Genomic DNA, 15,858 nt, shown 5'->3' with positions numbered 1-15,858 from the left:
CGTCAGCTTGCCGGAGGCACTCGCATCGCCGCTGCCGGCCGCACCCGCCTCGACCGTCGCCCGGTCGTCGGTGACCGTCGCATCGACGACGATCGAAGCCGCATCGTTGGCGCCGGTGAGCGAGATCGAGACATTCGCCTCGCTCAGCGTGCCATTGCCGAGCCGTATCGCGTAGACGAAACTATCTTTGAGGATTTCACCGGCAGACAGTGTGTTGATATCCGCTCCCGAGCCCGCGACGCCACTTCCATCGCTAATACGGAATTCAATCTTTCCGTTGTTGATCCTGACCCAATTGCCGAGCAGGGTCGTCTCCCAGGCAGATGCCCCATTCGCTCCGACGTCTTTCGCAAGAAGCTCATAGTCAGCAGTAATTGGATTGCCATCTCCGTCATCGACCGAGAAGAGGGATTTGGCATTCCCACCAAGATCATTCGACATCACGTCAAGGGTTATGGTTTTAGTGGCCGCATTGTAGAGCTGGAGACTGAGCAGTTGGTCTTCTGTCCAGATGTAAGAGTCATCCTTCGCCTGCGGCGTATTGGAGAAAGAAGTCGTGCTGCCGCCGCCGGTGCTTTGCGTAGCCATTAAATTACCCCCCATAACACAAAACAAGTAACCCGAAGCTGATTCAAGAGTATTCAGACCAGGACGGCACGCAGGAACGCGCTGTGGTTCCGAAATTGCCGAAACAACCGTCCATTGTTCTTAAATCATAACCGGAATACTCCCCACTCCTAATAAAGAGTTAACATATATACTGTGAAATGGAAGATGATTTTCTTGCGATGGTAAACTTCTCCCCTCACTCGGTACGAGAGGGGCCTGTTGTCAGCGCGAAACCCAGCTGCCGGCGGCGCGCTCCTGTCAGCGGTCACCGCACACGAACCTGGCGGACCCGGCACCGCCGGATCGAATGTCATTTGACCGAGGGGCAGTACCACAAGGCGACCGTGCCAAGGCACTGGTCGACAATCGCCACCGGCGATTGTGGCTAGCAAGGAGCCGGCATTCTCCTGTTCAAGCTGCTAGGGCTATCTCACCGCCGCAATCGGCTTCGCGCTGATTGAGAATGGCTGATGAGCACTATTCACGCGCTCGATGGTGCGCGGCTCGCCATCGGCTGATCGAATTATGCCTGCGGCAGCAAGTTCTCGAAAAGAGACTGTTCGTTATGGTTGGTAGCCCATCCGATGCGCCCGAAGCCTGGAAGGCGGCCGACCAGCAGATTGGCTACAGCGAGGCGGTCCAGGACGAAGAACGCGCGGCCGCCATGGAGGACGATGTGGCCGAAATGCTTTGGAATATGCCAGCGGAATCGATCGTCGGCGCGACCTCCCAAGTCTCCTTTCCTAGGCGCAACGCATCGGACAGCTCTTGAATCGCTGTCAGTTCCCGAAGCGTTGGCACCACGTCATATTCGTATAACTGCGTGCATAGATTCTCCAACGCGACTGCACACTCATTATGCTCCGCCAGAGATATATATTCGCGAATATACTCGTCCGGTAACCGTCCGCCGAAATCACGGATCAATTCTGTCAGGCGATTCTCAATGTTCATATGAGCCTCAATACTGTGGGTAGCCCAAGGCTCCGTCGCTGGACCATCGGCTTTTCCGTACAGGCGAAGGAAGCTCTCATGCGACTGATCGCCTGGAGGATGTCAAGGGCGATTGTGCCTTTGATGGTCTACGACGCAGGCTTCTTGAAACGAACACCAACTCCGCCGCCGTTTTCAGGAATGAACTCTATTCCTCCGGCATGAAAAGCAGCTTGGATTGTCGCAACCGTCGCGGACTTAAGCTGCTCGCCCCGCTCAAAGCGCGCGATGGTGTCAGGCGAAACGCCGGCCTTCGCGGCGAGATCGCGCGTTCCCCAGTCCAATGCTACACGCGCCATTTTACACTGGATCGGCGTCATTTCGTAATGCCGATACGATTCTGTATTGCAGTGTACGACATTCGTATTTATCGTATCCCTGTTACGAATTACTTGGTTGCCCATGCGCGGCCCGCTCGACCGTACGTAGACTGACCACAACTAAGTTTACCGGAGCTCGGATCATGGCTGATTCCGACAATAGCAGAACTTTAACTACGGTCACGCAGGGTGACCTCCATTCCTTCGTGGTGGCGTCTTTTCCCACAAATCCCGAGGTTGCGGCACGGCTTACAGCGCCGTTGGATGTCCGGAATGACGATCGCGCCCTTACCATTTGGCGTCAATGGTGCGTGGCTCGCCAGCGGCTGATCGAATCATGCCTACGGCAGCAAGGGCTCGAAAAGAGACTATTCGCGATGGTTGGTAGGCCATCCGATGCGCCCGAGGCCTGGAAGGCGGCCGACCAGCAGATTGGATACAGCGAGGCGATCCAGGACGAAGAACGCGCGGCCGCCATGGAGGACGACGTGGCAGAAATGCTATGGAATACGCCAGCGGAATCGATCGTCGGCGCGATCGCGAAGCTCCATGCCACGCTGACCAAATGGCAACCAGCCGCCTCAAACGATGAGCATCCTTGGCCACAGCTCCGTTCGATCATCGCTGATTTGCTAAAGATCGACACCCAAAAATCGTCGGGCGATAGCGCACGTCGTCAGGTCACGGCAATGCAAGGAGCGCTGCTTCCTATTCTTCCTTGAAGGCCCGCGCGACCTGATCCATGAAGGGTTTCGTCAGATAAGCCAGAGCAGTCCGCTCACCTGTCTGTATGAAGGCTTCGACCGGCATGCCGGGAACAGGCGTGACGTTACCAAGCCTTTGCCACTCGCCGTCGGAAACCTCGGCTCGGACGACGTAGTAGCTGAGGCCCGATCGTTGGTCCGCCGTGAGGTCCGCCGCGACACCGGTCACAATGCCGTTGAGCTCCGGCGTGTTGCGCTGGCTGAAGGCGGAAAACCGCAGATTCACCGCCTGGCCGATGCTGACCTGGTCGATATCGCTTGGCGAAAGCTTGACCTCCGCGACGAGTGCGTCACGATCCGGAACAATCTGCATGATCGCTTCTCCCGGAGCGACGACGGCGCCGGGAGCGTGAACGGCAAGCTGATGCACGACGCCAACCTGTGGCGCACGAATATCGACGCGTTGCAAGTCATCCTCGGCAGCCACCAGCCGCTCGGTAAACTCCCCCACGTCGCCCTCGGCTTGACGAAGCTGCTCCGAGACTTCGCTGCGTTGGTCATCATCGATCTGGATAATCTGCAGCTCGGTCTCGGTGATCTTTCCCTTCGTCTGTGCCTCTGTGGCAACCAGGCTGCCTAGCTCGCCTGTGAGGCTCGCCGCCTCTCGCTGCAAGGCAAAAATCCTGTTGGCTGGAACCAATCCCTGTTCGAAGAGGCGCTGCAGGCTTTCCAGCTCCTTCTCGATGAGTCCGATTTCCTGCCGTTTGCCGGTTTCCTGCGCGACGAGGCCTTCCGTCTCTTGTTTGAGCTGCTCAATTCGCTCGTTCAACTGCGCCTTGCGGCTCCTGCGCGAGGACTTCCTGTCGGCGAAGAGCCGCTTCTCGCCTTCGATCGAGCGGCTGACTTCTGGGTCGTTCGCTTTTGCCAGAAACTCCTTCGTAAATGCGATCGCCTCCACCCCATCACGCTCCGCTTCAAGCCGTGCTGTTCTGGCTGAAAGCTCGTCGAGACGTTTTCTGACGATGGCGAGATTGGCGCGCGTTTGCGTGTCGTCGAGATGGATAAGGACCTGACCGGCGTCTACAACATCGCCATTCTTGACGAAGATTTGGCCGACCGTTCCACCTTTCTGGTGCTGGACCGGCTTCACATAGCTGTCGACAACCACCGTTCCTGCTGCAATGACAGCACCCGAGAGACGTGTGGTGGCGGCAAGACCTCCCATGACGCCGCCGAGAAGCAGGACGGTGCCGAGGGCAGCAGCTGTCAGCTTGCGGATGGCGCGCTCCGCCGACGGCGCTCCTCTGTCGCTCAAGATCCCGTCTCCTCGCCGCCAATCAGCAGACGCATTGATTGCGGCGCTGCCTTTGCCGACCTCATCGTTGTCTTGTTGAGCACCTCATCCTTCGGACCGAAAGCCTGCATCTGGCCATTGCCCATGACCAAGACCTTATCGACTGCCACGAGAGCGCTCGGCCGATGCGCGATCACGATCGCGATCCCTCCTCTCGAGCGAACGCCGGAGATTGCTTTCGTCAGCGCCGCTTCACCGTCGGCGTCGAGATTGGAGTTCGGCTCGTCGAGAACAACCAGGAAAGGATCGCCATAGAGCGCCCGAGCAAGGGCGATGCGCTGGCGCTGGCCAGCCGAGAGCGCCGATCCATGCTCTCCGATCTTCGTGTCAAATCCATCGGGAAACTGCACAATCATGTCATAGACGCCAGCTGCCCGCGCCGCGGCAATGATCGCCTCTGACCCAGCGTCCGTATCGAAGCGCGCTATATTTTGAGCGATCGAGCCTTCGAAGAGCGAGACATCCTGCGGCAGGTAGCCGAGGTAGCGACCGAGTTCGCGCGGATCCCATTGCGCCAGCAATGCGTGGTCGAGCTTCACTGCTCCACCCAGTGGCAGCCAAAGGCCCGTGACGGCACGGGCGAGCGTCGACTTGCCCGATGCGCTTGGACCGATCACTCCAACCGCCTCGCCTGCCAAAACCTTGAAAGAGACGCCGCGGACAATAGGGCTGCGGCCACCGGGAGCGGCGATCTGCAGGTTCTCGACGGTCAGGCTTTCCCGCGGCGCCGGTAGAGTGACTTCGCGCTGCTCCGAGGACATCAGCATCATCAGCTTCGTGAGGCGCGCCCAGCTTTGCCGAGCGGCCACGAAGCCTTTCCATTGACCAATCGCAAGCTCGACCGGTGCAAGTGCACGGCTCACCAGGATGGAGCTCGCGATCATAATGCCCCCGGTTGCCTCCTGCCGAATTACCAGTAAGGCGCCGACGGCGAGAACACCGGACTGCAACATCATGCGCAGGATTTTCGAAGCTGTCGCCAGGCCGCCCGTGACGGTGCTGGCGGCAACATGATTTGCCAGATATCGCCGGTTAAGCTCCGTCCACCGCTCGCCGATGAAATGGCTGAAGCCCATGGCGAGAACGGCCTCCGAGTTTCGTTTGGTCGCTTCGGCAAGAGCGATGCGCTCAGCGGCAAGCTTGGCTGCCTCCTTTGCCGGCTTGCGCGACCGGAATTCGGTTAGCGCCGTCAAGCCGATAAGCATCAGTGCGCCTGCGAGCGCAGTCACCCCGATCCAAAAGTGGAAGAGGAAACAAAGGAACAGATAGAAGGGCATCCACGGCATGTCGAACAGGGCCGTCGGCCCCGGTCCCGACAGAAAGCCGCGCACGGTATCGAGATCGCGCACGCATTGCAGTCCATCGCCTGGCATCTGCATCCGGGAAGGCAACAGAACCAGAGAACCGTAGACACGGTCACCGAAACGTTCGTCGACCGCAGTGCCTACCCTGACGAGCAGCAACGATCTGATCAGTTCCAGGATGCCCTGGAAGACGAACAGCGTTGCCGCGATGACCACGAGTCCCACCAATGTCGGCAGGCTCCGTCCGGGGATGACCCGATCGTAGACCTGAAGCATGAAGAATGAGCCGGTCAATGCCAAAATATTGATGACACAGCTTGTCACGCCGACTCCGAGAAAGGCCTTTCGAAGCGACGAGAGGACCGCCACAAGAAACACTTGTGACGGCTGTTCTGCAGCCTTGTTCAAGACGATTTCCTCATTTGTCACGCCGCGGCCGTGAAGCGGAAATCGTCCTGATGCAGGCTTGTCAGCGCGACGTTCTTCAACGTGATCGACGTGTTGGAGTCATGAGCGATCACTGTGTCTGCTCCGACTTGGGTGGCGGCTGCCATCACGGATGCAAAGTCTGCAAAGAGGTCGTTGCTGAGGTCGATGATATCGACGCTCTGCGCTCCCGCCACGAAGTCATTTATCGTGTCGTGGCCGAAGCCCGGCCTGAATACGAACGCATCATCTCCAGCCAAGCCGATAAGTGTATCGTCGCCCATCCCTGCGTGGATGTTGTCCGCACCGGTTGTCCCAGTAACGGTGTCGTTACCTGAGGTGCCGCCGACATAGGAAATATTGGACCTTAAATCAGCTCTGCCCCATACGGTACCATCGGCGAAGACGACTTTCTCAAGGCCAGTCTGATAATATTCGTTGAGATTGCCCTTGAGCAGGATGCTACCGCCGTCGCCCGCCCCTGTCACGCTCTCGGCAATCACCAACGTCACGTCGTTGCCGTTGCGCACCAGCGTCACGTCGGTGGGGTTGATGCCGGACAACACCAGTTGGTCGTCGGGATCCCAGTAGCCCGACTCTGTGATCGTGTCGTTGCCGTCGCCGCGGGAATAATAGATCGTGTCGTTGCCACCACCGCTGGCGATGGTGTCGTTACCGGTCCCGCCAGCGATCCTGTCATTGCCATCCCCGGAATTGATCGTGTCGTTGCCAGCTCCGGCATTGATGGTATCGGCCGCGCTAAAGTCAGTGATCATATCGTCGCCCGACGTCGATCCCTGTGCCAGCAGCGTCGCCCGGAGCGTGTCACGCGTCCACGTGGTATCATCGGCGAAAACGACCTTCTCGATGCCGCTCTGGTAGTATTCGTTTAGGTTGCCCTTGAGCAGGATACTGCCGCTGTCGCCCGCTCCCGCCGCACTCTCGGCAACGACAAGCATCACGTCGTTGCCATTGCGCACCAGCGTCACGTCGGCGGCATTGATCCCGGACAACACGAGCCGGTCATCGGCGTCCCATTCACCCGATTCCGTGATGGTGTCGCTACCGTCGCCGCGGGCGTAGTAGATCGTGTCATTGCCGTAGCTGCTGACGATCGTGTCATTGCCGATCCCGCCGGTGATCAAGTCGTTGCTATCCCCGGAATTGATCGTGTCGTTGCCAGCTCCGGCATTGATGGCATCGGCCGCGCTGAAGCCGGTGATCAGATCATCGCCCGACGTCGATGCCTGCGCCAGCAGCGTCGCCCGGAGCGTGTCACGCGTCCATGTCGTGCCATCGGCGAAGACGACTTTCTCAAGGCCGCTCTGATAGTACTCATTGAGGTTGCCCTTGAGCAGGATGCTGCCGCCATCGCCCACGCCCGCCGCACTCTCGGCGACGACAAGCGTCACGTCGTTGCCATTGCGCACCAGCGTCACGTCGGCGGCGTTGATCCCGGACAACACGAGCCGGTCATCGGCGTCCCATTCACCCGATTCCGTGATGGTGTCGCTACCGTCGCCGTGGGCATAGTAGATCGTGTCATTGCCGTAGCTGCCGACGATTGTGTCATTGCCGATCCCGCCGGTTATCGAGTCGTTGCCATCTCCGCCGACAAGGATGTCATTTCCTTTGCCACCAATGATGAGGTCATTCCCGCCCGCAGCGTCCACGGTATCGTTGCCGTCTCCCGCCGAAATTGTGTCATCGAAGACAAAGCCGACAATGTTGTCGTCGCCCGGTGTGACCATGCCGGCGAGAACGATACGTGCAATATCAGCGTTGCTGAGCACAGTTCCGTCCGCGAAGCTGAACTGTTCGACGCCCGTCGTCGCCCAGATGTCGATATTGAACTCGTCGGTCAAGACAATGCGGCCATCATCGGCGATGTCTGGCGTATCGCCGCCGACAATAATCGTTAGATCGTTGCCGCTCCTCGAAAAGCGGAGGTTGGAAACATTGAGGTCGGTAAATACAAGCCGGTCCGCTCCTCCATTGTAATAATATTCACGAACGACATCGTTCCCGTCGCCGCGGCTATAGTAGAAAACGTCGTTCCCACCACCGCCGACGAGAGTATCATTGCCTTTTCCGCCAGCGATGAGATCATTGCCATCACCGGCGTTGACTGTATCGTCGCCAGCTCCGGCCTCGATAGTTTCGTTGAAGACAAAGCCAAGGATATCGTCATTGCCGGCAGTGATCATTCCCGAAAGAATGATGGAGGCAATGCCGGCATTGCTGAGCACCGTTCCGTCCGCAAAACCGAACTGTTCGACGCCCGTCGTCGCCCAGATGTCGATATTGAATTCGTCAGGCAATACAATGCGACCATCATCGGCGATGTCTGGCGTATCGCCGCCGACAATGATCGTAAGATCGTTGCCGCTTCTCGAAAACTGGAGGTCGGAGACATTCAGGTCGGTGAAAACGAGCCTATCAGCTCCTCCATTGTAATAGTATTCCCGAACGATATCGTTTCCGTCACCGCGGCTATAATAGAAAACGTCGTTTCCGCCGCCACCGACGAGAGTATCATTCCCTTTACCGCCTGTGATGAGATCGTTGCCATCGCCGCCATCAACTGTGTCAGCGCCTGCCATGGCATTGATCACATCCGCTGAATTAGATCCGGTGATCGAGTCGTTGTTCGCTGTCCCTGCATGGTCCACCAGAATGGTTTGCAGGGTGGAGCGTGTCCAAGTGGTGCCGTTGGCGAAGACAATCTTGTCGAGCCCGGTTCCGTAGAAGTCGTCCAGGGTCTCCTTCAGCAGGATTGACGCCCCATCGCCTGCACCTGGGGTGCTTTCCGCGATTACGAGTGTCACATCGTTTCCATTTCGAAGGAGACTGACCTCCGCCGGGTTGACGTCAAGGAAGACCAGTCTGTCGCCATTGCCCTGATAATAGCTTTCCTGAATGGTGTCGTTGCCATCACCCCGGCTGTAATAGTAGGTGTCATTCCCTCCTCCGCCGATCAACAAGTCATTTCCACGTCCGCCGGTAATGCCGTCCTCAAAGTCTGTTCCATTTAGGGTATCTGCGCCGGCCGTTGCTTGTTGTGAGAGCAAGATCGTCCCAATATCGTAGTTTTTCCATATCGTTCCATCGGCAAAGCGGATCTCCTCGACCCCTGTGCTGCGCCAGATGTCGATGGCAAATTCGTCCTTCAACAAGACGGAGCCTTCGGCAGTACCCGAGCCGGCGCTTCCGATAACGATGCGCAGATCATTGCCGCTTCGCTCGAGCCGTACGTCGGACGGAAGAATATCAGTGAAGATGAGACGATCGTCGGTCCCATTGTAGAACACATCGGTGACGACGTCGTTGCCATCACCGCGACCGTAGTAGAACGTATCGTTGCCTCCGCCCCCGCGAATGTTGTCGTCGCCGAGACCTCCGGTGATCACGTCGTTACCACCACGGCCATCGATCGTGTCTGCTCCCGCACCTGCAGTGATGACCTCGTCGAAATCAAAAGCCGTGATCGTGTCATCACCCTCGGTCACCTGGTCGGCGACAAACCGATTGATGAGGTCAAACTTCGACAGGATCGTGCCGTCAGCGAAAACAAACTGTTCGACATCATTCATGTCCCAGACGGCGATATCGTATTCGTTCCGAATGAGAAGCGAGTCGTTTGATCCGGCAAGCGTTATCAGCAGGTCGTAGTCGCCCACGCGATGGAATGTGACGTCATCGACGTCGACATTGCTCTTGAACCGAACCGTGTCGTTATCGGAATAGAGCACAATGCCATAGCTCTCCTGGATGATGTCCTGTCCGTCGCCATAGCCGAACAAATAGGTGTCGTCGCCATCGCCACCTGCCAGGTAGTCGTTGCCTGCTCCTCCATCCAGCGTGTCGTTTGTCCAAAACCCGTAGATGGTGTCGTCACCCGCCGTTTTCATCGAAAGCAGATATTGATTGCGAATATCGGCGGCGTTCCAGATGACGCCATCCGAAAAATGGATCTCGTCGACCTGATCCGGCCGGTAATTGATCGCGTTGTATGAGAATTGTCCGAGCAAGGTGAGGGTTTCGCCGGTATCCCGCAGCTTTATAACGAGATCGCTGCCGGCTGCGTCTCGAACGAGCTGAATATCGGAAGCAACAACGTGATCGTTGAAAACGATCTTGTCGTAATCGCCGCCGCTAAGTGCGCCGGCGCCCCGCTCCTGGATCGTGTCATTGCCGTAGCCGCGACCCCAGACATAGGTATCGTTGCCGTCATAGCCGTAGAGCGTATCGTCCCCGGCTCCGCCGTCGAGGACGTCATCGAGATTGAACCCCTCTATGACATCGACGCCATCTGTCTTTGCCGCGGCGATAAGAGTTGTGGCGATCTGATACCAGGCAATGCTTTGATCACCCGATGCGAAATCGATCTGTTCGATGCGATCGAAGAAGATGTCGCCAAATACTCCGGACGCGGCATAGGAGAATTCGTTACGCAGCGTGATGCTGCCTTCACCGCCGTTGACATAGATGATGATGGAGTTTCGATCGCCATCAACCCTGCCGAAGGTTATATCTTCTCGGCCGATGCCGGCTCCGAAGCGCAGGATATCATCGGTTCCCGACAGGATGTTCGTCATCCGGTCCTGAATGACATCGTGACCGTCGCCCAACGCATAAAGGTAAATATCGTTCTGATTGCCGCCGGAAATGAAGTCGTCACCCTTGCCGGCTCTCAGGATATCTTCGCGCTCCATGCCATAGAGCTGGTCGTTTCCATCGGTCGAGTTTGCCTGCAAAACAATGCTCGCGACCTGATCGCTCGTGAGGCTCGTCCCATTGTCGAAGGTAAAGAGATCGATGCGGTTCATGTACCAGGTGCCATAAGGACCGGTATAGGTGGCAGCGAATTGCCCTTGGATCGTGATCTTGTCGAGCGGATTGTCCTTGAAGCGGATGACAAGATCGCTCGATGCACCATCGCGCTGGAAGATCAGATCGGTGTTACGAATGCCCGTCAGGAACTGGAGCATGTCCTGATCATTGCGGAAGGCGTTGGGCTCGAAGTCGTTGATCGTATCCTGGCCGTCGCCACGACCGAAGCGGTAGATATCGGTGTCGCCACCACCTTCCAGCAGATCGTCTCCCTTGCCACCCTGCAGGACGTCGATGTCGGCAGTACCGACAATATGGGTAGAGGCATCGTCAATCTTCGAGACGGCTTCGGCGATATCGACCTTCGTCCAGACGCTGCCGTCCTTGAACACGATCTGATTGATTCCGAAGTCGTGGGACACGTCACTCACCGTCAATCCCGGCCAACGTCCCTCGAACTCGTTCGTGATGCGCAAAACGGCGCCGGTGACCTTGTCAGTCAGAATCAGGTCGATGCCATCACGCGAAGCAATGATGTCGCCGGCATTGTGAGCAGAAAAACGGATCGTGTCGACGCTGCCGCCGATGCCATCGTCATCGAAGATCTCGGTCGAGCCGAAACTCTTGCCGATGATATAGTTGTCGGAGCCGGTACCGCCGCGAACGACGGTCTCACCGCCGTCAACGATCAGGATGTCGTCCTGGCTGCTGCCATTGACTTCGCCGGTCCCCGTGATGAAGAGATCCTGCGCCATTCCGAAGGCATGCGCAAAGTCGACGACGGAGATTCCGCCAGTATGCTGCTCGACCGCATTGAGCATGTTCTGTGCGAGGAACGCGTAGGTATTCTTTTGCGATGCCGAGCCACGCGAATAATCGGACAGGAAAACGTCGAAGAAGGGCTTCCATTCTGTGAGCCACGACACAGCGTCGCTGCTCTGCTCGGCATCCGCGAGAAGCGCCGTGAAGACGGCGGCAATCTGCGTTCCGCTCTTTGAAGTGAAACCATCCGCTCCGGCATTGTAGTCGATGCTGTCAAAATAATGCGCAAGCGGGCCGCTTTGCACCGCAAGGCGTACGGCGAACAGATTGAGGGCATCGTCCATCTTGTCGAGGAAGGCCGCAACGGCTTGGTAGCCAGCGGCGGCCGAGTCGGGCACGTCGAAGAACGCCTGCAGCGACTCGCCGATCAGCCGTTCGTAGAACGAAAAATCCGACCCTGCAACGGTCTCGACGGCAATGCCGGCATCCAGGGAATGGCTCGACGATGAGGCCAAGCTGCTGCTCCAGGCGGCTTTCCCGTAGTTATAGATCCGCAGATAGTCGTCGCCACTACTATAGTCGAGATAGGTTATCGACACGCCGTTGTGCAATTCTGTCCCTGTGGTGACCGCGACCGACGAACTGCCGCTCGTCCACTGTGACAAGAGGTCGGAAAGTTCGCCTCGTCCCGACACGCCGCCACTGCTCGCAACGATGACGCCCGACGCCATCCTGATACCCGGAATGTCAGATGTGGTGTCCCCGGACGAGGATACGCCCCATGCGTAGTCAACGACATTGCCGTCCTTTCGAACGATCGCGAGGTCGTCATAGGCGGTCAGGCCAGCGGGGCCTGTGACGATATTTCCACCGATTTTTACCGGGGATCCCTCCGCCCAGGCCGTCAATATGGGACGAATGACTTCACGAAGGTCAGAAAGAACAGGCGACGTCAGGGATTGAACTGCAGCGCGCACCGTCGCGGCAGCGCTTGGAAGGACGCTCATCGCCTCATGCAGGGATACAAGCGTACCGCGTCCTTTGAGATCGGCGAGATCTAGCACAGACTGCGAAACCGCAATTGGAGCGCCGACATATGTGGTATTTTGGTTATCGAGGCGCAGCACGACATCGGCGATCGTGCGCACCGTGCCATCGGCCATCGTATAGCCGGCGGTGCTGGTGATGGTATTCCCGTTCACCGTCTGTGGCGGTGTCGCCGGGTTGGCTGTTACGTTGATGGATGAGATACCCCGCTCCGTCACGCTCTTCAACTCGCCCACATCGGTGCGATGGTTCTCGTTAGAGTCCTGCCAGATCAATAGCGATGAGAATGTATCGGCTGCGCTTAGCGTACCGTCGCCGTCGAAATCTGCCAGCCCGTTATCGGTTGCATCGACCTTGCCGTCGTGATTGCCATCGAGAGCGGCGAGCGCTGCCAGGCCAGACGTGGTGGCATTGCCGAACATCTCATTGGAACCGGAGATTTTGCCATCACCGTTCAGATCACGCACGAGAATGCCGTCGTCCTTGCCGACGAAACCGGATGACTCGGCATAGAGATCGTTGTCGAGGTCGAGCTTGGACTTGGAGCGATCAAGCGCCGTGAGTTCGATACCATCGCCATCGAGGTCCAGGACCAGAGGGTCTTGTCCGCCCCAGGGATAATGGCCCGTCATCGTCTTGATCATCAGACCGAGAATATCGAATGCGCCCTCGCCGAGCACCGAATACTGGCCCTTCTCATCGATCGAAATGTCACGGAAGCGCTGGAAGTACATATGGTATTCGGCCAGGAAAATCCCACCCGGTCCCACCTCGCCGCCGCCTGGACCTTGGGTCGTCCTGTCCTTCCAATTGAGGACATACATCGTCGCGACGTCGTCGGAAGGCGTGCCGTCTGGATTGCTCACATGCCAGAAAGCGTTGCTGATCACCAATTCGCCAGCAGCGTTCAAACCGTACTTCATTCCATAGGGACCCCAAGCATAAGGGTCCTCGTTCGCTTCATTCTTGAGGCCGCCATACAACGTGAAGAAACCCCCGAATGCGATGCGATCCTCAGCGCTGAGGTCCGTCACACCGATGCCGTTGGTGAACCAGATCTTGTCCTGGCCGTCGCCGGTTGTGATGATCGAGCCAAAGTCGGCACTGATCAGCACATCGTCATGATCGCTGAGTTTGACGCGATCGGCGCCTTGAACATGCAATGCGTTGTTGAAGCCGAGGGCACCCTTTGCAGCATAGTCCACAATGGTGAGAAGTTCTTGGCTGTATCCCTGCCACTGGAAGATGTTATCCAATGTAGCGACGTCATCATGATCAGACGTGACGCCGTTGAGATAATTTATGCCGTGTGACAGGCCCGAATAGTCGACGACATCGACCTTTTCGACGAATGCGTTGGGGCTGAGCGACTCTCCGGCAGGCAGCTCGGACTGGATACGTCCGGATTTACCCATGTCGATGAGGATGGGCGCATCGAGGGCTGTATCGGCGACAATTAGCTCGTCGGCACGGTCGGAGAGTTCAATCTTATCGATCGAAACGAGAATGTCAGTTCCGGCCTTGCCGGTCGCCAAGTCCTCGACGGTGACTTCAAGTGCTTCGATGCCGCCGAAATTATGGTTGACCTTGAGGTCGGTGACCCTGACGCCCTCCTGCTGCAAGGCATTCTCGTTGGCGGGGGTGTTAGGATTGTCTTCGGTCAGATTGTCTACGGTATAGCGTACCGTATCGGTCTCGGTCGCTCCGACCAGCCATTCGAGGAAGTCGGTAAGAAGACCGACATTCTCATTGCCGCCTATATAGACATCGTTCTCGTTCTGTCGGCCGCTCTGGTGATCCGCGACGGTCACTGAATCGATGAAGGTGTCGGACCCGTTGCCGCCGACCAGCAGGTCGCGACCGAGGTGACCCGTCAGAGTATCGTCGCCATCGCCGCCTGCAATGATGTTGTTCTCGTCGCTGCCGGTGATCTGGTCGTCTCCATCCGTCGCTGCGAAAAGCCCGGCATGATACTGGTCATAGCCATTTGCGGTATCGCCAAGGGTCTGAACCAATGGATCGTCGGAAAGCGAAAATGCAAGCGAGCCGATCGCTTTCGGTATTGAAAAATCATCGGCGCTTGGATCCTTATAAAGCTCCTGCATGGCGCGCGAGATCAGCGTCTCATCCACCACTCCGAGGCCCTTTTCGAAAAGGCTTTCCAGGATGGTCTGAATGCCGACGATGTTGATGAAATTGTCTTCGGTTGAAGATTTGCCGAGACCCCACAGGTCCTGTGAAACGTTGACTGTCAGAAGCTGCGCGCCATCGCCGCCAGTTACTTCCGCCCCATTGTTATCGAAGAGACCGATGATGCCTTTTTCCGGATGGTATGCGGCGTTGGGGTCGTCCTGATACTGATGGAAATTGATTTTACGGATCGCCATCAACCCGGCGAATTGGACCAACGCCTCCGTCAGTCCGTTGACGGCATCTTCGACGATATCCGTTGCTTTGCCGGTGGTAATGAGCCAACCGAGCGCGTCGGCATCGTCGAACAGCGATCTGATCGCAGTGTTGCCGAACACATAACCGTAATTTGAGTCCGCCTCTGAGGAACCGCTGTCCAATGCCGAGTAAGCTATGGCGGTTAGAAGTTTCGAAGCCGCGTTGGAGGAGCCTTCGAGATTTTCGAAGCCAGTCGCTGCTCCCATCTTTTGGTCAAACAGAGTTGCCCAAAGCGTGGCTCCGATCGAAGTCCATGAAATGTGACCCGACTCTCTTGCGAACTCGAGGCTAATCAGCAAGGCCTGACTATGCAAATTTACAAGATGCGCTACGCTGACTTCGATCCAATGGCTGTCGAGTGTGGTAACAGGAGTCTGTTGCGAGAATAGCGCCCGCAACGGCGTCAATAGCTCGTTTGCAGTTGCATACGCTTCGATATTTTCACCAATCAGCGGTTGGTGAGGATCGTAGCCATTATAAAAGTCTCCCCAGACTATTTCGGAAAGTGAATTCTCAATGCCTGAGAGCGGATCCCAGCTTGAGGCAAGAGTATAGGCGGTGGCCGCCGCATGCTCGAAAGTCATATTGTCGAAGATAACGGCTTCCTGACCATAAATCGACGCGATGAAGCCGGCGAGCCCTCCGCCCAAGGAATGGCCAGTTAGTAGCACACGAGCAGAGGATGGATCCAGATTTGTGGTGCCAGTGATAGCCTGAAAGAAATCAGCAGCAAGATAAGCTTGGTTATTTTGGGGATATCCCGCCCCCACGAAATAACCGTTCAACGCATCGGTCGCGAAATTTGCAGCGGTTTCGGCGTTGGTGCCTCTGTAGGAAATTACTGTCGCACCATTCCACTCGTAGGCGATTCCATAGAAGCCGGCCGAAATATCGCGTCGAATGTCTCCGTCTACGCCGAGGATCGAAGAATCTCGATCGATGATAGCATCTCCAATTCGAGATGCATTTTGGTCAAGTACAGTACCCGCACCGTAACCGCGGTTGTAGGCGTCCATCGAAAGGATCGCCGTCATCAGTTCGCGCGAAACAGACATTGC

At 57.1% G+C, this 15,858-nt stretch carries 7 protein-coding genes and 1 pseudogene; 2 read left to right on the top strand and 6 right to left on the bottom strand.

Features of this window, described 5'->3' with window-relative positions; genetic code table 11:
- Nucleotides 1–588, bottom strand: a 588-nt coding sequence (locus EFQ99_RS31325; protein ID WP_208722844.1) for a VCBS domain-containing protein, incomplete at its 3' end; no start/stop codon positions are given.
- A 484-nt stretch (nt 589–1,072) separates the two neighbouring features.
- Between EFQ99_RS31325 and EFQ99_RS35790 the strand changes: the two genes are divergently transcribed.
- Entirely contained in the window at nt 1,073–1,381 is a 309-nt protein-coding gene (locus tag EFQ99_RS35790) for a hypothetical protein (RefSeq protein ID WP_245441617.1), read from the top strand.
- Nucleotides 1,382–1,419: 38 nt separating this feature from the next.
- Here the strand turns inward: EFQ99_RS35790 and EFQ99_RS35785 are convergent.
- Nucleotides 1,420–1,563: pseudogene (locus tag EFQ99_RS35785) on the bottom strand (MafI family immunity protein); the annotation flags it as partial.
- Nucleotides 1,564–1,691: 128 nt separating this feature from the next.
- Nucleotides 1,692–1,922 (bottom strand): helix-turn-helix domain-containing protein, encoded by a 231-nt coding sequence (locus EFQ99_RS31315; protein WP_208722845.1) that lies wholly within the window; start codon nt 1,920–1,922, stop codon nt 1,692–1,694.
- A 143-nt stretch (nt 1,923–2,065) separates the two neighbouring features.
- Between EFQ99_RS31315 and EFQ99_RS31310 the strand changes: the two genes are divergently transcribed.
- On the top strand, nt 2,066–2,644 hold the full coding sequence (locus tag EFQ99_RS31310; protein ID WP_126924927.1) for a hypothetical protein: 579 nt from the start codon (nt 2,066–2,068) through the stop codon (nt 2,642–2,644).
- Here the strand turns inward: EFQ99_RS31310 and EFQ99_RS31305 are convergent.
- The 3 genes from EFQ99_RS31305 to EFQ99_RS36065 are packed head-to-tail and all read right to left on the bottom strand — an operon-like array spanning nt 2,631 to nt 15,855.
- Complete coding sequence (locus tag EFQ99_RS31305; protein WP_126924926.1) at nt 2,631–3,941, bottom strand: HlyD family type I secretion periplasmic adaptor subunit; 1,311 nt, start codon at nt 3,939–3,941, stop codon at nt 2,631–2,633. The genes EFQ99_RS31310 and EFQ99_RS31305 overlap by 14 nt on opposite strands.
- On the bottom strand, nt 3,938–5,692 hold the full coding sequence (locus tag EFQ99_RS31300) for a type I secretion system permease/ATPase (RefSeq protein WP_126924925.1): 1,755 nt from the start codon (nt 5,690–5,692) through the stop codon (nt 3,938–3,940). The genes EFQ99_RS31305 and EFQ99_RS31300 overlap by 4 nt, the downstream gene beginning before the upstream one ends.
- A 17-nt stretch (nt 5,693–5,709) precedes the next feature.
- Nucleotides 5,710–15,855, bottom strand: coding sequence for a calcium-binding protein (locus tag EFQ99_RS36065; protein WP_164736472.1), 10,146 nt, complete (start codon nt 15,853–15,855; stop codon nt 5,710–5,712).
- Nucleotides 15,856–15,858 lie beyond the last annotated feature (3 nt).

This window comes from Rhizobium vallis (genome assembly GCF_003985155.1).
GTDB lineage: Bacteria > Pseudomonadota > Alphaproteobacteria > Rhizobiales > Rhizobiaceae > Rhizobium > Rhizobium vallis.
This window is presented reverse-complemented; position numbering and strand designations above follow the sequence as displayed.